General features: G+C 67.9%; 21 protein-coding genes. 7 read left to right on the forward strand and 14 right to left on the reverse strand.

What is annotated here, in order from left to right; genetic code table 11:
• Positions 1-591 (forward strand): ATP-binding cassette domain-containing protein (locus tag ACTIFJ_RS09720; RefSeq protein ID WP_439533913.1); only part of this gene is annotated, 591 nt, incomplete at its 5' end.
• On the opposite strand, the gene ACTIFJ_RS09725 is transcribed toward ACTIFJ_RS09720, so the two are convergent.
• Positions 585-3,863 (reverse strand): TonB-dependent receptor domain-containing protein, encoded by a 3,279-nt coding sequence (locus tag ACTIFJ_RS09725; protein WP_439533914.1) that lies wholly within the window; start codon positions 3,861-3,863, stop codon positions 585-587. The genes ACTIFJ_RS09720 and ACTIFJ_RS09725 overlap by 7 nt on opposite strands.
• A gap of 318 nt (positions 3,864-4,181) precedes the next feature.
• Between ACTIFJ_RS09725 and ACTIFJ_RS09730 the strand changes: the two genes are divergently transcribed.
• Complete coding sequence (locus ACTIFJ_RS09730; protein ID WP_439533915.1) at positions 4,182-5,894, forward strand: glycosyltransferase family 2 protein; 1,713 nt, start codon at positions 4,182-4,184, stop codon at positions 5,892-5,894.
• Here ACTIFJ_RS09730 and ACTIFJ_RS09735 read toward each other — a convergent pair.
• The 12 genes from ACTIFJ_RS09735 to ACTIFJ_RS09790 all read right to left on the reverse strand — a co-directional run bounded on the left by ACTIFJ_RS09735 (position 5,891) and on the right by ACTIFJ_RS09790 (position 20,398).
• A complete protein-coding gene (locus ACTIFJ_RS09735) occupies positions 5,891-7,474 on the reverse strand; it encodes an alpha/beta hydrolase family protein (protein ID WP_439533916.1) in 1,584 nt (527 codons plus the stop codon). The two genes, ACTIFJ_RS09730 and ACTIFJ_RS09735, sit on opposite strands and share 4 nt — an antisense overlap.
• On the reverse strand, positions 7,471-9,291 hold the full coding sequence (locus ACTIFJ_RS09740) for a hypothetical protein (RefSeq protein WP_439533917.1): 1,821 nt from the start codon (positions 9,289-9,291) through the stop codon (positions 7,471-7,473). The genes ACTIFJ_RS09735 and ACTIFJ_RS09740 overlap by 4 nt, the downstream gene beginning before the upstream one ends.
• The gene (locus tag ACTIFJ_RS09745; protein WP_439533918.1) at positions 9,291-10,037 is read right to left on the reverse strand and encodes a thiopeptide-type bacteriocin biosynthesis protein; all 747 of its coding nucleotides are present in this window, start codon (positions 10,035-10,037) and stop codon (positions 9,291-9,293) included. The genes ACTIFJ_RS09740 and ACTIFJ_RS09745 overlap by 1 nt, the downstream gene beginning before the upstream one ends.
• Positions 10,024-12,096: a RiPP maturation radical SAM C-methyltransferase gene (locus tag ACTIFJ_RS09750; protein ID WP_439533919.1), complete on the reverse strand. Its 2,073-nt coding sequence runs from the start codon at positions 12,094-12,096 to the stop codon at positions 10,024-10,026. Before ACTIFJ_RS09750 ends, ACTIFJ_RS09745 begins: the two co-directional genes overlap by 14 nt.
• Complete coding sequence (locus ACTIFJ_RS09755) at positions 12,090-14,096, reverse strand: RiPP maturation radical SAM C-methyltransferase (protein WP_439533920.1); 2,007 nt, start codon at positions 14,094-14,096, stop codon at positions 12,090-12,092. Before ACTIFJ_RS09755 ends, ACTIFJ_RS09750 begins: the two co-directional genes overlap by 7 nt.
• 1 nt (position 14,097) lies before the next feature.
• Positions 14,098-15,198 (reverse strand): radical SAM protein, encoded by a 1,101-nt coding sequence (locus ACTIFJ_RS09760; RefSeq protein WP_439533921.1) that lies wholly within the window; start codon positions 15,196-15,198, stop codon positions 14,098-14,100.
• Positions 15,199-15,262: 64 nt separating this feature from the next.
• On the reverse strand, positions 15,263-15,820 hold the full coding sequence (locus ACTIFJ_RS09765) for a hypothetical protein (protein ID WP_439533922.1): 558 nt from the start codon (positions 15,818-15,820) through the stop codon (positions 15,263-15,265).
• Between the two features lie 20 nt (positions 15,821-15,840).
• Complete coding sequence (locus tag ACTIFJ_RS09770; RefSeq protein ID WP_439533923.1) at positions 15,841-16,881, reverse strand: radical SAM protein; 1,041 nt, start codon at positions 16,879-16,881, stop codon at positions 15,841-15,843.
• Entirely contained in the window at positions 16,878-18,206 is a 1,329-nt protein-coding gene (locus ACTIFJ_RS09775) for a radical SAM protein (protein ID WP_439533924.1), read from the reverse strand. Before ACTIFJ_RS09775 ends, ACTIFJ_RS09770 begins: the two co-directional genes overlap by 4 nt.
• Positions 18,203-18,727, reverse strand: a complete 525-nt coding sequence (locus ACTIFJ_RS09780; protein WP_439533925.1) for a hypothetical protein — start codon at positions 18,725-18,727, stop codon at positions 18,203-18,205. Before ACTIFJ_RS09780 ends, ACTIFJ_RS09775 begins: the two co-directional genes overlap by 4 nt.
• A gap of 245 nt (positions 18,728-18,972) precedes the next feature.
• On the reverse strand, positions 18,973-19,620 hold the full coding sequence (locus ACTIFJ_RS09785) for a flavodoxin family protein (protein WP_439533926.1): 648 nt from the start codon (positions 19,618-19,620) through the stop codon (positions 18,973-18,975).
• A gap of 19 nt (positions 19,621-19,639) precedes the next feature.
• Positions 19,640-20,398, reverse strand: coding sequence for an IclR family transcriptional regulator (locus ACTIFJ_RS09790; protein WP_439533927.1), 759 nt, complete (start codon positions 20,396-20,398; stop codon positions 19,640-19,642).
• A gap of 80 nt (positions 20,399-20,478) precedes the next feature.
• Between ACTIFJ_RS09790 and ACTIFJ_RS09795 the strand changes: the two genes are divergently transcribed.
• The 3 genes from ACTIFJ_RS09795 to ACTIFJ_RS09805 are packed head-to-tail and all read left to right on the forward strand — an operon-like array spanning position 20,479 to position 23,857.
• Positions 20,479-21,447, forward strand: a complete 969-nt coding sequence (locus ACTIFJ_RS09795) for a carbon-nitrogen hydrolase family protein (protein ID WP_439533928.1) — start codon at positions 20,479-20,481, stop codon at positions 21,445-21,447.
• Positions 21,444-22,325 (forward strand): amidohydrolase family protein, encoded by an 882-nt coding sequence (locus tag ACTIFJ_RS09800; protein ID WP_439533929.1) that lies wholly within the window; start codon positions 21,444-21,446, stop codon positions 22,323-22,325. The genes ACTIFJ_RS09795 and ACTIFJ_RS09800 overlap by 4 nt, the downstream gene beginning before the upstream one ends.
• Complete coding sequence (locus ACTIFJ_RS09805; RefSeq protein ID WP_439533930.1) at positions 22,322-23,857, forward strand: class I adenylate-forming enzyme family protein; 1,536 nt, start codon at positions 22,322-22,324, stop codon at positions 23,855-23,857. The genes ACTIFJ_RS09800 and ACTIFJ_RS09805 overlap by 4 nt, the downstream gene beginning before the upstream one ends.
• A gap of 180 nt (positions 23,858-24,037) precedes the next feature.
• Here ACTIFJ_RS09805 and ACTIFJ_RS09810 read toward each other — a convergent pair whose 3' ends face one another.
• Positions 24,038-24,691 (reverse strand): hypothetical protein, encoded by a 654-nt coding sequence (locus ACTIFJ_RS09810; RefSeq protein ID WP_439533931.1) that lies wholly within the window; start codon positions 24,689-24,691, stop codon positions 24,038-24,040.
• A 74-nt stretch (positions 24,692-24,765) separates the two neighbouring features.
• Here ACTIFJ_RS09810 and ACTIFJ_RS09815 point away from each other — a divergent pair, with 74 nt between their 5' ends.
• The gene (locus ACTIFJ_RS09815; RefSeq protein WP_439533932.1) at positions 24,766-25,122 is read left to right on the forward strand and encodes an arsenate reductase; all 357 of its coding nucleotides are present in this window, start codon (positions 24,766-24,768) and stop codon (positions 25,120-25,122) included.
• Between the two features lie 48 nt (positions 25,123-25,170).
• Positions 25,171-25,368, forward strand: a 198-nt coding sequence (locus ACTIFJ_RS09820) for a hypothetical protein (RefSeq protein WP_439533933.1), incomplete at its 3' end; no start/stop codon positions are given.

Consider the following 25,368-nt stretch of genomic DNA (forward strand, 5'->3'; position numbering starts at 1 on the left):
GACGGCCGCCGCCTCGCCCCCGGCGACCGGCTCGCCCTGATCGGCGCCTCGGGCAGTGGCAAGACGCGGCTGCTGGAGACGCTGGCCGGCTGGCGTGCCGACGCCCCGCAGCGGCTGGCGCTCGGCGGCGTGCCCGTTACCTCTCTCGGCTTCGACACGCTGGCCGGCGCCATGGCGCTGGCTCCGCAGGCCCCCCGGCTAATCTCCGGCAGCATCGCCGATAATCTCCGCCTCGCCGCGCCGCGCCTGTCCGAGGCGGCGCTGTGGGACGCACTTGAGGTGGCAATGCTGGCCGACGATGTCCGCGCCATGCCGCAGGGCCTCTCCACCGATCTCGGCGAAGGCGCAGGGCAACTGTCAGGCGGCCAGCGTAAGCGGCTGGCGCTGGCTCGGGCGCTGTTGGCGGCGGAAGCGGGCGACCGTCCCTGGCTGCTGCTCGACGAGCCGACCGAAGGCCTGGACCATGAAACCGAGGCCGAGTTGGTCCGCCGCCTCGAAGCCTGGCTCACCCGCACCGGCACCGGCCTGATCCTCGCCAGCCACCGTCCGGCGCCGCTGGTGCTGGCGCCGGACCGGCTGGTACTTCAGTAGCGCAGCCGTGCGCCGACAAACAGGAACCGGCCCAACCCCGACACCGGATAGGCCGTGGTCGACGGATAGGGCTTCTTGTCGGTCAGGTTGTTGACGCCGGCGCTGAAGGTCACCTGCTCGGCAACATCGAGGTTGGCGGCGATATTGTGCACCCAATATTCCGGCGCCAGCCCAGCCGGGCCGAACTCCTCGTTAATCCGCTCAATTTCGATCGCCGAAGCCGCCGCCTGGCTGCCGACATATTGAAGCTGGTAGTTGAGGGTGAAGTCCTTGCGGTTCCAGGTGAAGGAGCCGACGCCGGACCATCGCGGCACGCCGAACTCGCGCAACCCGGGATTGACCAGCGTCAGGTCGACCGGATCGAAGAAGCGGTTGAGCTTCTCGGTCCAGTTGCCCGACACGTTGATGTTGAAGTTGTTCTCGCCGAGCGCAAACCGATAGTTGAGCTGGAAGTCGACCCCCGATGTCTCCAGCCGCGCGAAGTTGAGCGACTGCACAGTCAAAAAGTTGAGGCCGAGGAAGGTCGCCGACCCGGCGGTGCGGTTGCGCGTGAACAGTCCGCAGAACTCGTTCGGATAGGTAGCGAGGTCATAACAGGTGTTGACGATGTCCTGCGCTGCCAACGTCTGGATCGCATTGTCGATGCGGATCGAATAATAGTCGCCGGACAGCGTCAGCCCCGGAATAAACCGCGGCTGCACTACAGCGCCGGCCGTCCAGGTCCGGGCCTTTTCCTCGCTCAGGTCGGGGTTGCCGGCGTTGGTGCCGGCAAAGCGCGCGGTCAGCGGGTCTTCATAGCCGGCGGGAATGCCGTCGGCGCGGCAGTTGGCGATGCGGTTCTGCGCCACCGGCGAGCCGCCGGCAACAAGCTGGTCGAGGATCGACTGGCTGCACGGGTCGGTCGGGCGGAAGGTCGACCCTTGCGCCGGGTTGAACAGCTCGGAGATGTTCGGCGCCCGGATGGCGCGGGCATAGCTGCCGCGCAGCCGCAGGTCCTGCACCGGCGCCCAGACCCCGTTGACGTTCCAGGTCAGCGCCCCGCCGGTGGTCGAATAATCGGCATAGCGCGCCGCCCCGCCCACCGTCAGGTCATGGAAGAACGCCCGGTCCCTGAGGATCGGCAAGGAGATCTCGCCGAACACCTCCTTCACATCGAAGCTGCCCTCGGCATTCTGCGTCCGCGTGCTGGGATCGAAGATCAGCTGCTGGTTGCTGGTGATGTCGCCGATGAATGTACCCGCCGGCCCGGCCGGGGAATTGGCCGGCAGCAGCCCACGCTCCAGCTCGCTGAATGTCGAAAGCGATTTCTCCTTGCGATACTCCGCCCCTAACGCGAACTGGACGCCGCCGCCCGGCAGGTTGAAGAAGTCGCTGGTGTCGCCGGTCAGCACGCCGGTGATCACCGTCTGCTCGAGCCGGAAGCGGTCGGTGGTTGGCGCGGTGATGAAGTCCGCCGCCGCCTGGCTGACGGCGTTGCGGCCGCCGAACAAATTGGTCGGCACGCACGACCCGTCGCCGGGACGGAATGTGAAGAACCCACCCTCGATGAACGGGAAATATTCCGAGCCCGGGTGCGCTACATTGCTGATGTCCGACCGGCAGATCGGCTGGCCGTTCGGCCCGTCGACGACATCGATCGACGCGAACAGCCGATCGTACAGCGTCCGCCGGCTGTTCACCACCTCGACATCGGTGCGCCCATAGTTGCCGGCGAGCTCGTAGCGCAGGTTGCTGGCGATCTCGCCGCGCAGCCCGCCGACGATCCGATAGGTGTCGCGCCGCGTCGTGCGGATATTGGCGCCGAGATCGGTAAAATCGCGGCTGATGCGCAGCCCGCCGGCATCATCCGCCTCGCCCTGCAGTACGGCCGGGATGAACGGATTTTCGGGGAAGATCAGCAGGCCGTCATAGAAGCTGCTGTAATTGTCGGACGATCGGGTCGTGTTGCGGGTATATTTGGCATCGATGAAGACTTCCGCCGCCGGCGAGAATTCATAATTGGCGCGCAGGTTGGCATAAATACGCTCGCTGCTCGGGATCAACGAATCGCCATTCAGCTGCTGCTCGGCGCCGTCCCCGCCGAACTGGTTGGTGCCGGTCGAGATGGTGCCGTCCTGGAATACCCGCACGCCGCCGCCCGGCGTCGTCACATAGCAGCCACTGAAGGCATAGCCGATGTAGCTTTCGTCGCAATCGCGCAGCCCATTGCCGTTGATGTCGGTCTGGAACTGCGGGAAGGGAGCATCCAGACCGTCGGCCCGGAACACCAGTCCCTGCGCCGAGCTGATGGCAAAATTAGGCGCCGCGCCGAGCGCGAAGCTCGGCGCATTGGCAGCGCGATCGATAAGCGCCTGTTCGGCCGCGGTCGGCGTCCGGCCGGGGAAGAAGCTGGCGAACTGCGCCGCCGTCGGAATGGCGAAACCATAGGGGAAGCGCCCGGCATCGAGCGAGAAGCGCTGGGCGAAGTTCGGCGTTGTCGCCGTGCTTATATCGCCCCGCTGGAAGCGCCGGGCCGGATCAGCATAGGTGGTGTTATTGTTGAAGCGAGCATTATCGCGGGTGAAGTCGCGGTCGCTCAGGCGCACCTCGGCATCATTGGCATAGCCGGCGGAGAGGGTGACATTGCCGCGCCCGCCGCCGAAATTCCTGCCGATGGTGCCATCAATCCGCCAGGTCTGGCCGTCGCCCTGCGATGAGATGCCCGACTGGGCGTCGATCTGCACGCCCTCGAAGTCCTTGCGCAGCTTGTAATTGACCACGCCGGTCACCGCGTCGGCGCCGTAGATCGCCGAAGCGCCGCCGGTCAGCACCTCCACCTGCTCGATCAGCGCCAGCGGGATGGTCGAGACATCGACGATCTGGGCACCAGCGACACCGGAGACATGACGGTAGCCATCGATGACGACGAGCGTGCGAGCGGCGCCGAGGCCGCGCAGGTTGAGCGCGGCGACACCTTCACGGTCGCCGTTATTGCCCTGCCGCTCGATCGAATCGGCGACGGTCCGTGACAACAGCAGCGAGGGCAGCTGGCGCAGCGAAGCGGTGACGTCGCTGTTGCCGCTGGCCCGCAGTTCGGCGGCGCTTAGCGTGCTGATCGGCAGCGGCGCGGTAGCGTTGGGATCGCGGGCAAGACGAGAACCGGTGACGACGATGGCCTCGTCACTGGCGTCCAAGGGTGCCTCGGCGACCTCCTGGGCATGGACAGCGGAAACGCTGAGCAGCGCCACCATGGACACTGCGCTGCACAGGGCGATGCGACTGTTGATCGTCATGAGTTCTACCCCCTTTTCGGGATGAGCGTTGAGCAGGACTCAGACAGACCGAAAAAATGTGAGCAGGACAACACAGATTCATGTCTGTTATGCCGCACCGCGCAATTTATTGCGATAAATGTAGCATATCCGCAACACTCTCTCGGTCATTTCGGCATAACCAAAATTGAGTGACATTCATGTTATCATAATATCATGTTCAACCATGAATGTGCCTGAGCCCCGACGGAAGCCGCGCGCCAACGGTCAATCCCTCACCCTTTCGATCTGACAAAGTATTAAAGTTCAGCGATGCAATGCCGCTTCCCATCAACCACTATGAAACGATATGACCTTTCGGACATGAACGCCGGGTGCCTTCCAAGCCATCGCTCCGATCTGCCGCATCGCAGTGACGACGAGCAGCAGGCGCTTTTCGATGACAGTCTTGCTGGCGTCATTGCCGCCCAGGCGCGCACCGGCATGCACGCCTATGATCTGCTATTCGCCGGTCAGCGCATTCGGCTGTGCTTCGCAGCATCCGCGTTCGTGCCGCCGCTGTTGCCGGCCATCGCGCACCGGCTGGTGCAGCCCGCCGGCATTCCCGACCTTACCCTGCATGTCGGAGACAACAGAAGCACGGGCTGCGGACTCGGCCCCCCTGATGCCGGCGATCATTGCTTCACCGAGCGTGGTGACATCTGGACCTTCCACAGCGAGCATGTTCTCAGCGCCTGGCAGGGGAACGACGCCACCCTGAGCCTGCTCGATACGCGACGCCGGATCGGCATTTTCTGGCTTTGCGGCGCCGGGCGCCCGTCGAGGGCTGTCCAGGCCTCACCATTTCACACGCTGATCGGCTGGTGGATGGCGCTGCAGGGCCTGTACCCCGTCCACGCGCTGGCCGTCGCCGCCGGCCCGGCCGCCGGGGTGCTGGTCATCGGCCATGGCAAGCCCGATCTGACGGCTGTCGCCCGCGCCTGCCGGGAGGCCGGCTTGGCCTGCGCCGGGGAGGACGGCGTCATGCTTGCCACTTGCGGTGACCGGCTGCTCGTCCATGGTCTCTATCGGTCCGCCGGTCGCCATGCCGGCGTGGACGCTTTCCCGCTACAGGGCCTGCCACTGGCTGCGGCGACCCTGCTCGGCACCACGACCACCACCACGCCAGACGAGCCCGCACTGCTGACAGCTGCCGCTGTCTTCAACACGCTGGTCCGCCTGCCCCATGCCGGGGCCCCGGTCGTCGATGGCATCACCAACGCTCTTGCCGGCCTTCCGATGCGCCCCCTGGCCGTCACCGACGCGGCGGCCGTAGTACCGGCTGCGCTGAAGGCGCTTGTTCAACGATCGCCGGTCGGCAAGCCCAAGGTTGTCTCCTTGCCGGCTGCTGTCAGCGTCATTATTCCGGTGTTCAACGGGGCCGGCTTTCTTGCCGATGCCGTTGCCAGCCTCACTGCCCAGAACCATCAGGCTCTTGAGATCATCGTCGTCGACGACGGATCGACCGACGCCCTCGATGACGCCATTGCCGCGCTGCCGGTGCCGGTCCGGCTGCTGCGCCAGGCTCATGCCGGCCCGGCGGCGGCCCGCAATCTCGGCCTCGCCGCCGCCAGTGCCGACATCATCGGCTTCCTCGATGTCGACGACCTTTGGCCCGCCGGCAGGCTCGCGGCCATGCTGGCGTGGCTCGGCGCGCATCCGGGTTGCGACGTCGCCATCGGCCATGCCCAGCTGATGGAGCAGCTGCCAGGCGGCGCCTATCAGTTCGTCGGCAGCCCCGACGACAACTTCCCCTGTTATATCGGCGCCGCCCTGTTCCGCCGCCGCGCATTCGACCGGGTCGGCACGTTTGACCCGCTCATCCGCTTCGGTGAGGATCTGGACTGGTTTACCCGCGCCGGCCATGCCGGGGCCCGCATCGATCGTCTCGATATCATCAGCCTCCAGGTTCGCCGCCATCCCGGCAATTCGACCCGCAACAAGAGCCTCGCCGAACTGACCCCGGCTCGCCTGGCGCAGACGGCGCAGGGCGGCATGATCGCCTATGGCTAGCGCGAGGCCAGATGGGCGCCGAGAAACGCGATGAGGTCAGCCACCAACGCTGCCGAGAGCGGCCTGTCCTCGGCATAGGCGGCCAGGCCTTCGGCGCGGGTGGTCGGTCGCAGCAGATGGCCGACGCCGGGATAAAGATGGCTGTCGATATCGGCGCGCGCTACGGCCAGCCGGGCAAAATCAGCCTCGACGCCCACCTGCAGGTCGTTCTCGCCCTGGCCGACGAACACCGGGCAGGGCAGGGCAGCGATCAGCTTGGCGGGGTCGATGTCGAGCAGTTCGATCATCCAGTCGCGCAGCCGGCGCTGGGCCAGATAGCGCTCGGGCACCGTGTCGGCGGTCCATTCGGGCACGGTGCGGATCGCCTCGACCAGCCCGCGCTGCTCCGTCAGCTGGCGGTCGATCTCCGCCTCTGAAAGGCCTCGCTCGCGGCCGAGCCAGAGGATCTGGTCGTCCATCAGCTGGTCGATCGGCCGCCCGGGGGCCGCCAGCAGCGCCAACGCCGCGATCGCCTTGGGCCGCTGACTGGCCAGCGCCAGGCTGACCAGCCCGCCGAGACTGTGGCCGATGATAGCGACGCGCGCCGTGGGCAGCAGTGCCTGTGTCGCCTCCAGCAGGTCGCCGGCGGCGGCCACCTCGTCGCTGAAGCGGCTGGTCAGCGCCGCCGCGCCGAGCTTGCTGTTGCCGGCGCCTGGCTGGTCGGCGGTCAGTGTCGCGAACCCGGCCTTGGCCAGCGCATCGGCAAGCGCGCCGATGCCGGTGTCGATGTTGCCGGCTCGGCCGTGACGGTCGATCCGTCCGGAGCCGGGCAGCAGCAGCACCGCGCCGCGTGGGGCGGCGTTCTTCGGCCGGCGGGCCAGCGCCGTCACCGTGCCATCGGCGCGCGGCACCTCGAACTCGCGTGTATCGAGGCCCTCCGGCGCGGCGGCGGCAGCCGCAGCCTTGCGGGGCGCCGTCTCCACACGGCCAAGCAGCGCCATCTCCTCGGTGGCGGCGCGGCGCACGGTCAGCGCCTGCTGCTCCATGACCAGCGATTCCAGCACGCCCTCGCTGTCGACGGCGATCAGCTCCTCCAGCGACGAGCGCAGCCGGCCATCGGCTTCTCGGGTCAGCGCATAGGAGACCGGCAGCAACTGCCCGGCGAGGAACACCGCGCAGCGCCCGGCGGCGTCGCCGTGGCGGGCGACGAGCAGCTGCAGCAGCACGGCGGTCAACGCTGGGGCGTTGCCGTCGAGCACCGCATCGGGCGTTCCGGGCACCGTGAAGGCGCTGCCATCGGCCAGTGTCGCCCGCGCCTCGCCGTCGGCAAAGTCGATGGTCAATCGCTGCTCGCCGCTGGCCCGCTCGAAGCGGCGCGGCCGGCCTTCAGCATCAAGATCGAGCCGGATGCGGTCGCCGATCACCGTCCTGCCGAGCTCCAGCGCCTTCTGGTCGAGCGCCGCCTCGATCTCGATCCGCACGCCATCCGCCTGCGGCTGCCAGCCGAGCCGTGACACCTGGAACAGCCGGTCCCCAAGCTGCGCCGCCAGTTCGAAATGGCCGCCGGCGGCGCATAGCGCGTTGAGCGTCTCGCCGATCATGGCGCGGTCAGCTCGATACAATAATCCTGCAGTTGCCCGGGCCGGATCGGCGTCAGATGCGCCAGCCCGTTCTCAGCGTCGAGCGCCAACGCGACGCCATCGGGATGACCGAGGTCGATGATCCGCGGCTCGGCCAGCACGCCGGGGCGGCGCAGTTCGGTGAGACCGAGCCGGCAGCCGGCGGCCATCAGCGCCTGCCAGGCCTCGGCGACGCTGCCGCCGGCGCGCAGCATGTACCCCGGCTCCGCAAGCACCAGCCGCTCGCCGATCTGCAGTCCCGGCAGCGCCAGCACGGGCGTCTGCATCGCCCAGGCGGTGATCCGCGCTGCCAGCGCCCGGTTGAAGGCGGCGAGCACCGCTTCCATCAGGCTCGGTGCCGGTCGGGCGAGGCGCATCAGCAGCCGTGCCATGAACGGCATCGCCGCCTCGCCGCGCTGATCCGGATGGCGCAGCGGCGGTAGCGGCTCGCCGCGGTGGAGAAGGGTGCACTGCTCCGGTGTCCAGGCCAGTTCGATATCGGCCGTGTCGATGATCTGCCGGGCGGACAGCGCCTGTCGCCGGTCGGCGGCCTCGGGCGCACCGAGTGCGAGGTCGACCCCCGGCCAGCGTCCATGCCAGTACGAAAGCGCGTCGGCAAAAGAATCAAGTAGCGAGGCCGGGCCGGTCAGCACCGTCATCGCATCGCCCCCCCAGTGCCGCAGCGCAAGCCCCGGCCCGGCCGGGGTGGCGATGGGGCGGGCGCGAAATGCGGCGCGGCGTGGCCGGGGCAGGGGCTGGCCGTGGCGGAGCAGCGCGGTGAGGCTCGGGTTGGTCTGCACGAGCGCGTCGAGCCCGGTCGGCAGAATGGGCTCCGGGGGCAGGCGATAGCCGATGCGCGCGGCGATTTCATCGACCGGCAGGCGCCCGGCGGGACCAAAACCGGCCATAATCGGCCAGTTCGGGGTCGATTCCGGGCAGAAAAATGCCGATCCGAGGACGGAAATTGCCTCGATCGTACTAGACAGCTGGTCAAGCGGCGCGGTGACGGGCGTGGCAAAGACCGATTCAATCCACAACTGCCGGGCCTCGTCGCGGCTCAGCCGAGGGCTCTCCCCAGCCCGGATCAGGTCGGCAAGGCCGCGCAGATGGGACAGATGCAGCGCCCATGCCCATGCCTGGGCTTCCGCATCTTCCGCTGTCGCCAGCGAGGGCGGGGTCGGCGGCATTCGAATTTTCAGGTCGAGCGTCCGCGGCCGGGCGGGGGCGGGCGGGCCGTCGATCAATGCGCCGGTGGTGCCAAGCAGCCCCATCGGCGCGGCGCGGCCGGCGGCGCGCCAGGCGAGGCGGGTGAGTGTGCGCAGGGTCATCCGGTCGCGGTGGGTGTGGGTGGCACGGGCGAGGACACGGGGCAGCTGGTCGGCGAGGTCGGGGGCCGACAGCGCCATCGCCCGCTGCCAGTCGGGATCCTCGGCGAGGCGGCGCAAGCGGGGGACTTCGATGGCGGGCATGGGCTCGATGGCGATCGGTGTGGCCAACACGGTGGCGAGGCGGCCGAGCGGGGTGGCGGTAAGGGCAGCCGGCGGCTTGCGGCGGCGGGTGAGCGCGCGGCGCAGCGCGACCAGCGCCTGCCAGTCGGGCGGATCGTGGCGGAGCCGGGCGGTGATGCGGGCGGTGGCCCAGGGAACCAGCCGCTCCAGCCGCGCCTGCCGGCGCAGTGCGGCATGGACCGGTTGCCAGGCGGTGGTTTCCGCCGCGTCGACGGTCAGCAGTGGCTGGCGGACGAGCAGCAGTGGCGCCAGCAGCGGTTGCGGCGCGCGTTCGCGGGCGGCGCTGGCCATTAGCTGGCCCAGGCGCGCGCGGCGTTTTCCAGGTGGCGGCGCGGGTGGCGGGTGCGCGCCTGCCAGGCGGCGGCGCGGCGCTGGGTCGCTTCGTCGAACCCCATGCGGTTCCAGTGGAAGATAATCCAGAACGGCAGGATCGACCGGATGCCGGCCGGGAAGTCGGGGCGCACATCGCCGATCGCGGCGATACGCCGGGCATGGTCGAAAAGCAGCGCCTGCTCGGCCGGCACGGGGCAGGGCGGCGCGGCGACCAGTGGCGCGATGCTGGTCCAGTCGCCGCCGCGCAGCTGGTGGACACGCATCCAGACATCCCAGGCCTCGAAGGCATCAAGCCCGAGCCCGTCCAGCAGCTGGTTGCAAAGCAGCGACGAGAAAATCGTCGGGGCCGACAGCGGCGTGCCGGCCAGCGCATGGCCGGTCCATCCGGCGATGGCCAGCGTGTCGGCGGTGAAGGCGGCATGGGCATGGGCCAGCGCCGCCGGGCCATCGAACAGCCAGGTCTCGGGCTCATAGATCCCCGGCACCAGCGCGATGCCGGGACGGGCGAGCCGCGCCATCGGATCGAAGCGGGCGCGCTGCAGCCGCAGGCGGATACCTGGCGGCTTCTGCATGAAGAACAGATTGTTGAGCTCGCCATTGGCCAGCGCGTCGGGTGCCCAATCGGCCAAGCCGGCGATCAGCGCGGCCGCAGCCTGAGGGTCGTCGATCCTGATGTCGACCTGTTCCCAGTCAGATATAGGCATCGGTCCATTCCATCGACATCGGCGGCGTGTCGGGGCGCAGCGGCAGGGCCACGTAAAGCGGCTCGCCGCCGGCATTGGCATCGGTGAAGATCAGCCCGGCCTCGGCGAACAGGCCGAGGCAGGCGTGCGGCTCGGCGCGGAACATGTCGGCGGTGAAGGCGATAGCGCGGTGGCCGCGCGCCATGGCGGCGAAGAAGCCGGCATCGGCGCTGGCGTCACTGCTCTCCGGATCGGGGCTGCGCAACAGGGCCGGCAGGCTCTGCGGCGAGTCGAGCCGATGCAACAGCGCGGCAGCGAAGCCGTGCAGTTCGATGACCGAGGCGCTGCCGCCGCGATGATCATGGACGCGGACATGATCGCCGCCGTCCTCCCACCAGAGCTGAGGGGCCAGCCAGTCGGACTGCTGGTGCCAGTGGCGCAGCGCCACCGCCAGCCGTTCGAGATAGGGCGGCGGGCCCTGGCGGGCGCCGGGGTCCGAGCGGACGAAGCTGTAGGCGATGTCGGCGAGCCTGGGCCCGGCATCCGGATAGAGCAGCCGGTAGTGCGGATTGGGCTCGAGCGTGATGCCGAAGCTGGCCGGATCGGCATGATAGGGGCTGAAGCGGTGGAACTCGATCATCGGCGCCGAGCTGGGCGGCATCAGGTGCCAGAGCTTCGGCATCTGCTCGATGACATCGTCATAGTCGGCCGGGTTCTCGCCGGGGAAGTTGAGGATGATGTTGTAGGCGGGGCGGATGCCGTAATCGCGGGCGTATTTCAGCAGCGCGACATTCTGCGCGGCGCTGACGCCCTTGCGCATCAACTTTAGAATGCTGGTCGAGAAGCTCTCGATGCCGGGCTGGACGGCGCTGACGCGGGCGGCAGCGAGGCGGCGGATCTTCTCGCGGTCCATGTTCGACTTGATCTCGTAGAATATCTGCGGGCCGTCGGGCCGGGCGGCCAGCGCCGGGAGCAGCGTTTCGAAGTGCGGCAGCGCGATGATATTGTCGGTCATGAACAGGAAGCGCGGGCGATGCGCGGTGCAGATCTCCTCGATCTCGGCCAACGCGCGGTCGGCGTCCTTGGTGCGGTAGCCGATGCCATTGGCGTTGAGGCCGCAGAAGGTGCAGTGACTCTTGGCCCCCCACCAGCAGCCGCGCGACGTCTCCAGCGCCAGCGTCAGGTCGCGAGCCTCGCTGATACCGAGGCGGTCCAGCGTCTCCAGATAATCGGCATAGTCAGGCGTCGGCAGCGCTGCCAGCCGGCTTTCCGGCACGGAGGCAGGACCGCGCTGCGCCGGCGCCCCGGCATGGGGGCGGAACAGCAAACCGGGGATCTGCGCCAGCATCGTCTCGTCGCCATGCGCATTGATCAGCGCGACAAGGCCGTGATCGACCTCGCCCTGCAGGATATGATCGAGGAAGGGGAAGAGCTCGAACAGTGCCGGGCCCATCACCCCGTCGACATTGGCGCCGCCGAGGATGACCTTCTTCTCCGGCCAGCGCATCTTGATGTGGCGGGCCAGTGCCAGCGCGGCGACATTCTGGTAGAAGGTGGTGGAGATGCCGATGATGTCATGATTGGCCAGGCGATCGGCGAAATCCTCGATCAGCGCCGGCATCCGGTCGTGGAGTCCGGCGAGGAAGGCGGCATCGAACCGCCCGCCCGATGCCGCCGCCATCTCCCCGGCCGAGAACAGCGCAAGGCGGCGCCGGCCCTCGGCGGTGAGTTCGGGGCGGAAATCATAAAGGGCGCCGGTGAACAGCCACTCGTTGAGCGGGTAGAGCGAGCGCTGGGTGAGCGCATCATAGACGCCGAGTTGTTTTTCCAGCGGCCAGTCCTCGCCCGGCGGCGCCAGGTGCTGGAGCATCTCGAAGCTCCAGTAGAAGGTCTTGCAGCTATGGCCCGAGGCCTTGACCCGGGCCGACAGCAGGCCGAGCCCGAGGCTGGGCATGCCGGACGGGCCGAACGGCGGAAACACCAGCGCCAGCCGGGGCCGGCGCGGCGCGGCGCGCGGGACAGGACCGAGCGCAGCATCGAGACCGGTGTGATGTCCGGTATCCGGCAGGGTCTTCAGCATGGGGCCATCGCCGTTTCGGGCTGGAGGGAAAGACGGTCCAGGCAGCGGGTTTCGAGCCCGAGCCCGAGCGCGGTCAGCAAGGTCAGTCCCGGTACCGCCAGCGCCTGCCAGACGGTGCCATCACGGGCGAGCAGGCGCTGGTCATCGAGCCAGGCCAGTGCCTCGGCGACGCTGGCCACCGGCGGCGGGAAGCCGGCACCGTGGCTGACGGCAGCCATCACCAGCGGCAAATCAGCCTCGTCGGCCTCGTCGCCGGCCAGCGCGCTCGCCGGCAGCCGGGCACATTGCTCCTCGATCCGCGCCTGGCTGGCGCCGGTGTCGCACAGCGCATGGACATGGTGGAGCAGGCCGGTGAGCAGGTGCAGCCGCGGCGCGTCGCCGGCACGATCATCAAAGATCAGCGTGCAGCCGGTGCCGGCCTCGGCGGCGAGCTGGGCGCCCTCGCCATGGCGCTGCTGCCAATGCGCCAGCGCCCGGGCCAGCGCCGGCTGGTACAGCCGGGGATCGGCGGCGCCGACCTGCGCATCGAAATGATAGCAAAGCGCTTCCGACGTGGCGTCGGACAGGCCGGCGAAGGCGAGGCGATGCTCGCCCTGCTGGGCCAGCGCCGGCCGACCGGTCAGCCGCGCCGTCGCATAAAGCGGGCTGAAGCGATCGACGGTGACCGGGTTGATCGAGCGCGGCGGCGGCAGGTGGACGAGATCGGCCATCAGCGCCGCATCTTCCAGATAGTCGGCCGTATCGTCGCCGGGGAAGCCGTGCAGATAGAACCACAAGGGATCGACGCCATGCGCCTTGCAGGCGCGCAGCAGCTGGATGTTGCGCGCCCGGCTCGTGCCCTTCTTCATCAGCTTGAGCAATCGGGTGTTGAGGCTCTCGACGCCGGGCTGGATCTGGGTGACGCCGGCGGCGGCGAGGCTGGCGACCTGACCGTCGTGGAGATTGGCCTTGGTCTCGTAGAACAGGCTGAGGTTGCGGGCGCCGAGCTGGGGCAGGAAATGGGCGAAATATTCGCGCGGCAGGATATTGTCGACCGCCCAGAAATGGCTGAGGCCCCAGCGGGCACGCAGCGCGTCGATTTCGGCGAGCGCCCGCGTGTCGGTCTTGGCGCGGTAGCCCATCGCCTGGCCGTTGAGGCCGCAGAAGATGCAGTGGCTGCTCTCCCCCCACCAGCAGCCGCGCGAGGTTTCGAACGGGATCATCACCTCATCGCGCGGCCAGTGGGCCGGGCGCTGGGCGAAATAATCGCCGTAGTCCGGCACCGGTAGCGCATCGAGCGCGGTGACCGGCTTGGCCGGGATCGGGCGGGCATCGCGCTGGACGAGGCCGGGAATGCCAGCCAGCGGCGCCTCGGCAAGCACCGCCTGCATGTAGCTGATGAGGCTGTGGTCGGCCTCGCCCTGGAGGACATGGTCGACGAACGGAAACGCCTCGAGCAGCGCTGGGCCCATGGTGCCATCGACATTGGCACCGCCGAACAGCACTAGCGTAGCGGGCGAGACCGCCTTGATGTGCCGGGCCAGCCACAGCGACGCGACCGACTGGGCAAAGGTGCTGGAGAAACCGACGACACGAAACTGCGTCCAGTCCCTTGCCGCCGCGGCCCGGGCCAGCACCCCGGCGAGGTGCGGTCGGGCCGGATCGTGGCGATCGAGGAACGCGTCGCGGCGATCGGCCGGCAGGCTGGTGGCGGCGAGCGCCAGCTGGGTGCGAACGGCGTCATGGAGGCCGGTATCGTCCCACAACAGCGGCGCGAACATCAGGTCGCCAAGATGGCCGGTGGAGCCGATCAGCTGGCTGTCGAAGATCGCCGTCGCATGGTCCGACAGGCTCTCCAGCGCTTCTACGAGCATGGTCGAGCCATAGAGGATGTCGCAGCCGATGCCGGCGTCGGCGAGGCTCGCCTTGAGCAGGCTGATACCGAGCGCCGGCATGCTGCCGGGCATGAACGGCATCGAGACCAGGCAGATCGCCGGCTCGGAGGTCGGACCAGCCTCCATTTCAGGCGGGCATGGCGACATAGGGCTCGACGGCGATCGGCGCCTGGCCAGCCAGCTCGTGCAGCATCTCCATCAGCAGGAAGCGGTCGGCGATTGCGTCGACCGCCTCGGCATCGAGGTTCTCGGTGGCGCGGACGCACAGCTCGCAGATCGAGGTGAATTCGCGTTGCTGGAGCAGGCCGGGATGGGCCTTGTCGATCTCGTCGAACAGCACGCGCGGGCCATGAGTGTTGATCAGGCGGAAATGGGCGCGGCCCTGCATCCGGGCATAAAGGGTGGCGACATCGTCGTCGTGAATGTTGCCGACGGTGAAGGACGAGATCTTGCCGCCGGCGCAGCAACAGGCCTGAAAGGCGCCGTCCGGATAGATCACCGGCTTGTTGACCACCTCGCCGCACGGACGGTTGCGGCCGAAGGTGGGAAGCGGATGATAGCGGCGCTCATGCGCCTTGCGCTCGGCCCGGCCCAGCCCGATCAGCCCGCCATAATAGACAAGGATATGGTCCTTGCCGAACGAGCGGACCATCTCCTCGTCATCGAGGATGAAGCGCAGGTCGAACAGCGATTCCTGGGGAATGCCATAGAGGCGGGAGAATTCCTCCACCGGCTCGGCCTCGCCGGTGGTGACGAAGGAGACGATGCGCAGCAAGCCATGCGCATCGGCGCAGTCGAGCGCGTTGCGCAGCGTTTCGGCGGCGAGGAATTCGAGGTGGAAACGGTCGGCGCTGAAGTTGATCTCGGTGAGGCCCGCGTTGACCATGCGGCCGAGCATCGCCATGCCGCGCGCTTTGTCCTTGGCCCAGAAGCCGTTGGAGACGATGCGGGTGGCGAGGCCGAGCTGGCTGCACAGGCCGATCAGATGCTCGAGATCGTCGGGCCGCATGAACGGCTCGCCGCCGGTGAAGGTGACCTTGCCGAAATCGGGGATGGCGGCGGCCTCCAGGATCAGCCGCTCCGCCAGTTCCATCGGCATGAACTCGTTGATCCGGGGGTGGGATTCGATGCCGCAATGCCGGCATTCGATGTTGCAGCGGCGCGAGAGCATCAGCGCGAACTCGCGGCTCTTGGGGATGGCGCGCAGGCTGGAGGCGCAGGCGGACATGGGCAGGCTCCCGGGGCTCGGAGAAGGGCCTCCGGGCGGGGACGCCGCCCGGAGGAGACAGGGTTCAGCGCAGGCCGCGAATCAGCGCGGCGGCATCGTTGACGGTCAGACCCTCGAAGCGCAGGCCTTGCGGCCCGGTGACGCTGATGCCGAAGCGGGTGCGGGTGATCCGCTCGATGCCGGCGGGGTTGATCTTGGAGACGAAATCATCGCTGTGGCCGGCGACGGCGACCGGCACCGCAACCACGGCCGCGACAACGGCGGCGACGACGGCGACGGTGGCGACGTCACCGGGGTTGCGGCCACCGAGCGCGGCATGGACCTCGCGGGCGGCCATCAGCTCCTTGGTGCGAACCGGCATGATGTCACCGATGGTATCGGCGACTGAACGACTGTCCTTGAAGTCGATGTCGGTGATCTTGACGCCGTCTTCCTTCAGGCCCTGGGCGACGGCGCTGATCTGGCGATCGACGGTCGCCTGGTCGAGCGTGGCCGGCAACACGAGCTCGGGCGGCAGGGTGACGCCCTTGTCCTTGAGGAATTTCTTGGGATCGGCGGCAAATTCTTTGCGCGCGCCGGCGTCGGCGAGCAGCAGCTTCTGCAGTTCAAGCACTTTCGACATGATCGTCCTCCTTGGGGTTTTCAGGCTTCACTCGGTACGCTCGGAGCAGGTCTGGCGAGTTCGGCGATCAGCCAGTGCTCCAGCCGGCGATCGACTTCGGGGGCCGACAGCGCGGCGGTGGCGGTGACACAGGCGTCGCAGATCGAGGCGCAGGGCTGGCGCAGCGAAGCGCCACCAGAAAGCACCTCGGACAGGGCGCGCGGGCCGAAATGGTTGATGAAACGGTAGTGGGTGCGGCGGCGCATCTGCGTGAACAGCGCGTCCAGCGGGCTATCGTTGACATTGCCGACGGTGAAGGCGGCGATCTTGCCGCCGGCGCAGCAGCAGGCCTGGAAAGCGCCGTCCGGGTAGATCACCGGGCGGTTGACGATCTCGGCGCAGGGCAGGGCGGCGAAATCGACCAGCGGGGACAGCAGGTGGTCGGCCGGGTAGCGGGCGGCGCGGCCCATGCCGACCAGCCGGCCGGGGACGAGGTTGATGCGGTCAAACAGGTCGGCCGGGGGCGTTTCGGCGAGATCGGGGTCGTCATCGAGGACGCGCACCGCGTCCGGCGGATAGCCATAGAGCGCGCAAAAATGTTCGACGGGGTCGCCGGGCGCGTTGAGCACGAGGTTGACGATGATCGGGTAGCCGGCGTCGCGGGCGACGGCGACGGCGTTGCGGAAGGTCTCGGCCGGCAGGAATTCGAGATGCCACTGGTCGGCGCTGAAGTTGAGCTGGTCGAGCCCGGCGAGGCGCAGGCGGTGGATCAGCGCGCTGCCCCGCGCCCGGTCCTTGGCCCAGAAGCCGTTGGTAACGACGCGCGCCGGCAGGCCATGGTCATGGCAGGCCTCCAGCAGTTCTTCCAGCCGATCCGGGTACATCATCGCCTCGCCGCCGGTGAAGACCAGGGTGCGTGGCGGCGGATCGAGGCGAGCCGCCTCAGCGATGAGCCGCAGCGCCAGCGGCTGCGGCATGGTGGCATGGTTGTGCGGACCGGATTCGATGCCGCAATGTCGGCAGGCGATCGGGCAGCGATGGGTGAACATCAGACCAAGCTCATAAGGCTTCTGCCAGCTCACCGCGCGGCCTCCAGTGCAGCGGCGCGGACCGGCGCGGAGACGGCATGGCGGGCGGCCGGGCTCCAGCCGGCGCCCGGGATCAGCGCGGCCAGCGCGGTCGCCGCATCCAGGTCCTCGCCTGGCGCCAGCGGCGCGTCGAGCGGCTCCTCGTCGAGGGCGAAGCGGCCGTGATCGAAGGGCAGGCCCGGGGCAGCCTCGACCATGCGCAGCCGCTCACGGCGGCCTTCGCCGGCCAGCGTCAGCGCCCGGTGGTGGCAGAAGGGGTTGTTGCCGGGGCGGCCGAACAGCGCCTCCGCCGTCCAGGTGCAGCCGCCGAGGCAGTTGTCGGCGTGCTCGCAGCGGGCGCAGAAGCCCCAGAGGTCGGCACGAGTTCGGCGGCCGAGCGACTGCATGACCGGGCTGGTGCGCCACAGCTCGGCCAGCGGCGTGTCCCGAACCGAGCCGGCGGCATGGCTGGCGGTGGGCAGGGACGGGCAGCCCTTGAGGGTGCCGTCCGCCTCCAGCCCCAGCGCGGCGCGGCCGGCGAGGCAGCCGCTCCAGCGATGGCCGCGGGCGCCGCCGAAGCGCAGGGCAGGCTCGAACGGGCCGAAATAACCGATGTTGTTGCCGGGCGCCAAGGCGACGCCGGCCGGGGTCAGCACCTCCTGCTTAATCCGCGCCAGCAGCGGCATCAGCGCCAGCATGTGGAAGGGCTGCAGCAGCAGGCCGGGGCGATCGGCGGCGCGGCCCAGCGCCACGGTCAGCTGAATCTGCCAGGCACGCGCGCCGAGATCGACCAGCAGCCGGGCGAGCGGGTCGAGCTCGGGCAAGGTGAGCCGGTTGATCTGGCTGTTGACGCTGAACTCGATGCCCGCCTCGGTGATGCGGCGGGCCGCGGCGCAGGCCGCCTCGAAGGCGCCGGGGCGACCGCGCAGCCGGTCATGGGTGGCGCCGATGCCGTCGATCGAGACGCCGATCCGGCGGATACCGGCAGCGCGGGCCTCGGCAATGCAGAAATCATCGAGGCCATAGCCGCCGGTGACCATGGTGCAGGCCATGCCGGCGGCGGTGATGGCAGCGGCGATCTCCGCCCAGTCGTCGCGCAGATAGGCCTCGCCGCCGATCAGCGTCACCTCGCCGATGCCGAGTTCGGCAAGCTGGCGGACGACATCTAGCGCCTCGACGGTGGTCAACTCGTTGGGCCGGGCGGTACCGGCGCGCGAGCCGCAGTGGCGGCAGCCCAGATCACAGGCCAGCGTCAGTTCCCAGACGCAGATCTTCGGCGGCACGGCGCCGTCCCACCAGCGCGCGCCGATGGTCGGGTCGTCGGCGGCGACAATGGTCACCGACCCGGCGCTTTCACCCGATCGATGAAGGCGCGGACGGCATCAACGGGCACGTCGTCGATCGAGACCCCGTCCGGCCCTTTGATGCTGAAGCGCAGATCGGCGGCATCGAGCCGGGCCATCTGGCGCATCACGCGCAGCTGACCGACGCTGGCGACGAAATCCTTGCCGACGACGACGACATTGGTGCCCACCACCACGGCGACGCCATAGACGACCGTTACCGCTGCGATCGAGGTGTTGCCCGCAGCGCTGGCGCCCGGCTGGGTCTTCCAGCCGATGATGCCGAACTTGTCCCACAAGGTCTGCGGATCGAGGCCCTTGAGGCTGGTGCCCGCAGGGACGCCGCCGCGTTCGAGCCGCTCGACCAGCGTCGCTTCATCGATCTTGTCCGGCAGCGCCAGAACCGAGGTGTCGATGCCGGCGGCCTTGAGCGTTTTGGCGGGCGAGGCCGCGAAGGCCTTTCGGAAACGGGCGTCCGTCTTCAGACGCCCGACAAAATCTGCCAGTTCATCGGCCATGACATACCTCCCCCTCGCCCGCGCGACGGCGGGGCGAAACAAACCCATCAATATTTTAACGCATGAGTAATATTACGCAGATCGAGAATAAACAGCTCTACCCCGAGAACGTCGGGGAATTGATGGTTAGCGATTTATTAATGCCTATTTAAGGCTTGTCTGGCGACTCGATTACAGCGTTTTACATATCAATATTGCTTGCTTACTGCAAACATTAGAGTCTTTCAGAAATATTTCAGTCGAGGTCAGGCGTCGCGCAAATTCCACGGGCGCAGTGCCGGGCCGCCATTGCCACCATCGGGGGTAGTGATGACGCCGCCAGCCGCCATGGCGGCGGCGACCCTGGCAATATGCTCGCCGTAAATCTCGGCGGTCATCAGGTCGCTTTCCGGCGGCGCCAGCTCGGCCGGCTCATCGATATTGGCCTGGGCCATGACGCCCAGATAGCCGGCCATGCGGTTGAGGTCGTTCTCGCTGCCGGTCGATGAATAATTGCCGCCGGTCATCGGCATCGGCACCCAGACCATGCCCATCTGGGTTGCGAAGACCAGCAGATCGAGCAGGCAGTTGAACTTGTCGCCGCTGCGCCCGGCCGAGCAGGTAAAGCCGCCCGATACCTTGTTGAGCCATTTGCGCTCGAGCCAGACCTCGCCGGCCAGCTGCTCGATGAACGTCTTGAACGCCGCCGACAGGCTGCCGACATAGGTCGGGCTGCCCAGGATCATCGCATGGCATTCATGCAGATAATTCCAGTTGTCATCGACCTCCTCGACGGGGATCAGCCGGACCTCGGCGCCGTCGACCTTGGCGGCGCCGACGCCGATCCGCGTCGCGAGGCGCTTGATATTGCCCTTGAAGGCACTGTGGTAAACGATGGCGACGTTGAGCGACATGGACATTCCCCCGGGTTGATCAAATGGATTGGCGCGTGGCGGCGGCCAGAGCCGCAATGATGGCATCCTCGTTGCGCCGGACCCGGTAGCTGGGGCCGCCGACGCCGACGACCAGCGGCTCGGCATCATCCTGCGGATGGATGGCGACGGCGACGGCGCCAGCGTCGGGCAGCCAGCGGTCATATCCCAGCGAATGGCCGTGCTGGCGGGTGATGGCGATATCCTGGTGCAGCGCCTCGACATCAAGGGCCTGGCCGCTGCGGCTGGCATGCTGCGCGGCAAGGCTGTCCACCAGCGTGTCCGGCAGGGCAGCCAACATCGCGGCGCCGACGGTGCTGCCGAACAATGGCGCGCTGACGCCGGTGCTGATCTGCAGCCGGATGGGCTGCGGGCTGTCGACGATCTGCATGGCGGTGAGGCCGAGCCCGATCCGCGCCCAAAGGCAGACGGTTTCTCCGGTGCGGTCCCGCAGCCCGGTCAGCAGCGTGTCGATGGCCGGATCATCGAGGCAGCCTTCGGCCAGCCAGCTGCCAAGCTGGAAGACCTTGAGGGTCGGATAATAATCGGTGCGCGGCTCGTGATAGCGCAGATAGCCGCCCTGGATCAGGCTGCGCAGCAGGACATTGGTGCTGCTCCGCGGCATCGCCAGCCGGTCGGCGATGTCCCGTGCCGCCAGCGGCGTGCGCGCGGCGCGGAAGATCTCGAGGATCGCCATGGCACGGTCGGCCGACTTGACGCCCTCGCCTGCCTTGATGCCGTCCTCGGCCGCCGCGGTCATTTGGCGCCCTTTCCTGCCAAACTCATTTCTGGGTAGATCAAACTCATCCCTGTGATAAGAACGTGACACAGGAGACCGCCATGTCCAAGCCTTTCCCCAAAGTTTTTCTGGCAGCCGCCGCCCATCTGGCGCCGGTGTTTCTCGATCCTGAGGCCAGTGCGGCCAAGGCGGCCGAGTGGATCGGCAAGGCCGGTGCCGCCGGCGTCAAGCTGCTGGTGTTTCCCGAGGTGTTTCTCCCGGGCTTCCCCTATTGGATCAATCTCTATCCGCCGCTGCTTCAGGCCGGGCTGAATCGCCGTTATCAGGACGCCTCAGTGGCCGCCGATGGCCCCGAGATGGCGGTGATCCGCGAGGCCGCGGCAGCGCATGGCGTGGCCGTGGTGATGGGCTTCAGCGAAAAGCCGGAAGGGCGCCACACCTGCTACAATAGCGCGGCGGTGATCGACACCGACGGCCGGCTGCTCGGCGTCCACCGCAAGCTGAAGCCGACCTATGCCGAGCGCTACATCTGGGGCGAGGGCGATGGCTCGACGCTTTGCGTTTATGACTCGTCGCTCGGCCGGATCGGCGCGCTCGCTTGCTGGGAGCATACGATGAACCTCGCCCGCCAGGCGCTGATCGAGGACGGCGAGCAGATCCATGCGGCGCTGTGGCCGGGCCTCGACACGATGACCGGGTTCGAGGGTGTCGCCAACTGGCAGATCGAGGCGATGATGCGCAACCATGCCATCACCGGCCAGACTTTCGTCATCTCAGCCTCCAGCCCGGTGACGCAGGAAGTTCTCGACGTGATGGCCGAGGCGCTGGGGCCGACCGATATGCTGAAGGTCGGCGGCGGCTGGACCGGCATCGTCCATCCATTCACGCCGATGCTGGCCGGGCCGGTCGGCGGCGTCGAGGAACAGCTGGTAACCGCCGAGATCGACCTCGGCGCGATTGCCGACGCCAAGGTGTGGGTCGATGCCATCGGCCATTATTCGCGGCCGGACGTGCTGCAACTGCATATCGACAGAACCGCCCGGACCGGGCTCGTGGAGACAAAAGCATGACCAAGCCCGTGGATGGCTTCATCGACATCGTTGTCAACCTGTTCGGGCCTGAGGAAGTGGCGGCCGGCCAGACCGGCTTCGATGCCAATTTCATGGAGCAGGTGCGGATGCCGCCAGCGATGCGCGGCGGCGTCTCGATGGACGAGTATCTGCGGATCATGGACGACAGCGGCGTCGAGCATTCGCTGCTGATCGCGGTGCGTGCCGGGGACAGGCGCTGGAAGGGCAGCTTCGAGATTCCCTATGAGACCGTCGATGCCTGGTGCCGGGCCCATCCGGACCGCTTCTCGGGTCTGGCCGGCGTCGACCCCGGTCGCGGCATGGAGCAGCTCGCCGATCTGGAGCGTGCCGCCGACATGGGCTTTGTCGGCGTCCATGCCTATCCGCACTGGTTCAGCCTCGCGCCCGACCAGCCGCGCTGGTACCCGATCTATGCCAAATGCTGCGAGCTGGACCTGCCCTATATGCTGCAGGTCGGCCAGAACCTGATTTACCAGCAGGATGTGCGGCTGCCGTCGGTGGCGCGGCCGATCTTGCTCGACCAGGTGGCGATCGATTTTCCGGCGCTGAAAATCCTCGGTATCCATGTCGGCACGCCCTGGGCGGACGAGATGATCGCCATGGCCTGGAAGCATGAGAATATGTTCATCGGCATCGATGCCTATGCGCCCAAGCACCTGCCCAAGAGCCTGATCCACTATATCAACAGCTATGGCCGCGAGAAGGTGCTGTTCGGCACCGATTGGCCGGTGATCGACCCGCGCCGTGCCGTCGCCGAGATCGAGGCGCACGGGTTGCGACCGGAGAGCCACAAGGCGCTGATGCGCGATAATGCGTTGCGGGTGTTCCCGAAGATGGCACGCCGGATGGGGCTGTGAAGCTTTCCCAGAAGCTTTCTCAGAAGCTTTCGCAGCCGCTGACGCTCGGCCGGGGCGTGCGCGCTGCCGCTTCCCGCGCGCCGTCCAAGCCGGCGATGGTCTCCGAAGGCCGTAGCATAAGCTATGCCGAGATGCTTGGGCATGTCGAGGCGATGGTCTCGGCGCTGGTGGCGCGCGGCGTCGGACCGGGGGACCGGGTGGCGATCATCTCGCCCAATTGCGCCGAGTATCTGGAACTGGTGATCGCCGCTACCGAGCCCGGTGCGATGACCGTGCTGATCAACCCGCGGCTGACCGCCCCGGAGATCGGCCTGATCCTCGACGATTGCCGGCCGGCGCTGGTCGTGGTGCACGACAGCCTGGCCCCGCTGGTGGCAGGCCGGGCCGAGCCGGTGGCGCGCTTCAGCGATCTTGTCGGTACCGCGCCGGTCGTGCGGCACCAGGATGTGGCCGACGAGTTCCAGCCCTTCGCCATCCATTACACCTCGGGCACTACCGGCAAGCCCAAGGGGGTGCCGGTCACGCACCGGAGCCGCATCCTGTCCTTCTTCGGCATGGCCAGCGAATTCGGCTGCTACGGCGCCGACGATCATTTCCTCGCGCTGGCCCCGCTTTGCCACGGCGCCGGACTGACCTTCGCGCTGGCCTCGCTCTATACTGGCGGCACCGTCACCATCATGGATCGCTATGACGCGGCGGTGGTAGCGCAGGCGCTGGCCTCGGGTGCGATCACCGGCATCTTCGTGGTGCCCACCCATTTCCACCGGATGTTCGAGCTGCCGCAGCACGTACGGGACAGCCTGAAGGGGCACAAGCTGCGGGCGCTGATCTGCAACGCCGCGCCGCTGAAGCAGCCCGACAAGCTGCGCGTCATCGAGATGTTCGGCGAAGGCGTGCTGTTCGAATGCTACGGCGCCACCGAATCGGGGATCGTCACCACCATCCGCCCACAATATCACCGGCTGAAGGAAGATTGCGTCGGCACGCCGTTCGCGGCCACCGAGGTCGAGCTGCGCGACGACGCCGGCCGCCCCGTGCCTGACAACGAGGTCGGCGAGCTGTTCAGCCGCTCGCCCTATCTGTTTGACGGCTATTGGGAGCGACCCGAAGCGAGCGCCGAGGCCATCCACGGCGATTGGGTGACCGTCGGCGACATGGCGCGGCGGGACAGCGATGGCTTCTACTATATCGTCGACCGCAAGAAGGACATGGTCATTTCCGGCGGCATCAACGTCTACCCGCGCGAAATCGAGGCCGTGCTGCTCGATATCCCGGGCATCATCGACTGCGCCGTCGTCGGCGTGCCCGACCCGCAATGGGGCGAGCGCGTCCACGCCGACCTGGTCGCCGCACCGGGCGTGTCTCTGGACATCGCCGCGCTGGAAGCCGTCTGTCGGGAACGCCTTGCCGGCTACAAGCAGCCGCGCACCTGGCGTATCGTCGACGCGCTGCCGCGCAACGCCAACGGCAAGGTGCTGAAGCGCGAGATCCGGGATGAACGGGCGGCCGAGGAGCGGGCGGCGGTGGCTTAGGAATTGGCCTCGGGCGGGAAGAAGGGGCCTCCGGCGGCTGGGGCCGCAGGCCCCAGACCCCAATAATTATCGCTAATTTCGCAGGACCATCTGCTGTCGCCTTGCGAAGGCCGGATTATCGGGGTCTGGGGCCTGCGGCCCCAGCCGCCAGAGGCATCTTGTTGCCGCCGGAGGCCCCTTCTACAGCTTGGCTATCGACAGCCATGTGATGGCGAGAATGAACATCCACAACAGCAGAAGGATCGCGGTCGCGCGCCAATAGCTCCCGACAAGTGCGGCGTTGGTGGCGGCGTCGGGCTCGGTGTGAGCCATGGCAGTCCAGAGCGGGGCGGCGGCCTTAAGGGCGAGGCGGATGCCGACGCCGCAGAGCATGACGCCGGCGAACAGCGCCAGCTTGAGGCGGAGCCAGAAGGGCAGGGGCCAGTCCGGGGCGAGCAGGCCGATGCCGAAAGCCAGCAGCAGCGCGATCAGCAGGTAGCGCGAGCCGCGATCGATGCAGGCCAGGGTGGTGTTGTGGCGGTGGTGGTGGATGTACTCGACAAAGGCCAGCCAGAGCGCGCCGACGGCGAGGGCGGACCACAGCAGGATGGCGCCGCCGGGGATATAGCCCAGCGAGGCGGCGAGTGCGGTGCCGAGGCTGGCCTGGAGGATGAGGGCATAGCGGACATGCTGATCGACATTGAGGACATGCCCCATCAGCCGGATGCGGTCAGCATGCGGCATCGAAGTCGCCATGGTGACGAACCGGTAGTTGCTGTTGATGACCAGTTCCGAGCCGAGCCAATAGCCGAGCACGACGATGTGAAGGGTGAGCAGCAGGGTGTGCAGGTCCATGGCCGGGGCATGCCGGTTCGGGCGCGGGGGCGCAACCGGTTGCGTGGGGGCGCAAGTCGCGGCATGCAGGTCGCATGTTGACGATCCATGGCATTCCCAATTGCGACACGGTGAAGAAGGCCCGGGCCTGGCTGGCGGCCGCGGGGATCGAGGCGCGGTCCCATGATTTCCGCAAGGACGGCGTGCCGGCGGCGCTCGACGATTGGGTGGCGGCGAAGGGCTGGGAGGTGCTGCTCAACCGGGCGGGCACGACGTTCCGCGCGCTGCCGGACGCCGACAAGGCGGGGCTCGATGCAGACCGCGCGCTGGCGCTGATGCGGGCGGCGCCGGCGACGATCAAGCGACCGGTGCTGGCCGGCGCCCGCGCCGATGGCGGCCTGGTACTGCTGGTCGGGTTCAAGCCCGAGGCTTGGGCGGCGGCGCTCGGCTGAGGATGGATTTGCTCGACAGCCGGGGACCGGGGCTCTAGGGCCGAAGCGGTGACCAGCGTGGAGACACCAGCCGTGGAGACACCAGCCGGGGCCGGGCCGGAGACGCGGGGGGCAAAGACCGCGCGGCTGCTGCATCTCGATGCGCTGCGGGCGTTCTGCATGTTCTTTGGCGTGCTGGTGCATGGCTCGACGATCGATTTCAGCGCGCGGCCGCTCTTCGAGGGCGTGCGCGAGGCCAGCGACCTT

The organism is Polymorphobacter sp., from assembly GCF_051860865.1.
Lineage (GTDB): Bacteria > Pseudomonadota > Alphaproteobacteria > Sphingomonadales > Sphingomonadaceae > Sandarakinorhabdus.

Excerpts from the sequence above, each read along its gene's own strand:
- ACTIFJ_RS09800 (WP_439533929.1), top strand. The coding sequence starts at position 21,444 with ATGACCAAGCCCGTGGATGGCTTCATCGACATCGTTGTCAACCTGTTC.
- ACTIFJ_RS09755 (WP_439533920.1), bottom strand. The coding sequence starts at position 14,096 with ATGGAGGCTGGTCCGACCTCCGAGCCGGCGATCTGCCTGGTCTCGATG.
- ACTIFJ_RS09725 (WP_439533914.1), bottom strand. The coding sequence starts at position 3,863 with ATGACGATCAACAGTCGCATCGCCCTGTGCAGCGCAGTGTCCATGGTG.
- ACTIFJ_RS09765 (WP_439533922.1), bottom strand. The coding sequence starts at position 15,820 with ATGTCGAAAGTGCTTGAACTGCAGAAGCTGCTGCTCGCCGACGCCGGC.
- ACTIFJ_RS09790 (WP_439533927.1), bottom strand. The coding sequence starts at position 20,398 with ATGACCGCGGCGGCCGAGGACGGCATCAAGGCAGGCGAGGGCGTCAAG.
- ACTIFJ_RS09815 (WP_439533932.1), top strand. The coding sequence starts at position 24,766 with ATGTTGACGATCCATGGCATTCCCAATTGCGACACGGTGAAGAAGGCC.
- ACTIFJ_RS09785 (WP_439533926.1), bottom strand. The coding sequence starts at position 19,620 with ATGTCGCTCAACGTCGCCATCGTTTACCACAGTGCCTTCAAGGGCAAT.
- ACTIFJ_RS09750 (WP_439533919.1), bottom strand. The coding sequence starts at position 12,096 with ATGCTGAAGACCCTGCCGGATACCGGACATCACACCGGTCTCGATGCT.
- ACTIFJ_RS09795 (WP_439533928.1), top strand. The coding sequence starts at position 20,479 with ATGTCCAAGCCTTTCCCCAAAGTTTTTCTGGCAGCCGCCGCCCATCTG.
- ACTIFJ_RS09745 (WP_439533918.1), bottom strand. The coding sequence starts at position 10,037 with ATGCCTATATCTGACTGGGAACAGGTCGACATCAGGATCGACGACCCT.
- ACTIFJ_RS09735 (WP_439533916.1), bottom strand. The coding sequence starts at position 7,474 with ATGATCGGCGAGACGCTCAACGCGCTATGCGCCGCCGGCGGCCATTTC.
- ACTIFJ_RS09810 (WP_439533931.1), bottom strand. The coding sequence starts at position 24,691 with ATGGACCTGCACACCCTGCTGCTCACCCTTCACATCGTCGTGCTCGGC.
- ACTIFJ_RS09760 (WP_439533921.1), bottom strand. The coding sequence starts at position 15,198 with ATGTCCGCCTGCGCCTCCAGCCTGCGCGCCATCCCCAAGAGCCGCGAG.
- ACTIFJ_RS09730 (WP_439533915.1), top strand. The coding sequence starts at position 4,182 with ATGAAACGATATGACCTTTCGGACATGAACGCCGGGTGCCTTCCAAGC.
- ACTIFJ_RS09780 (WP_439533925.1), bottom strand. The coding sequence starts at position 18,727 with ATGGCCGATGAACTGGCAGATTTTGTCGGGCGTCTGAAGACGGACGCC.
- ACTIFJ_RS09740 (WP_439533917.1), bottom strand. The coding sequence starts at position 9,291 with ATGGCCAGCGCCGCCCGCGAACGCGCGCCGCAACCGCTGCTGGCGCCA.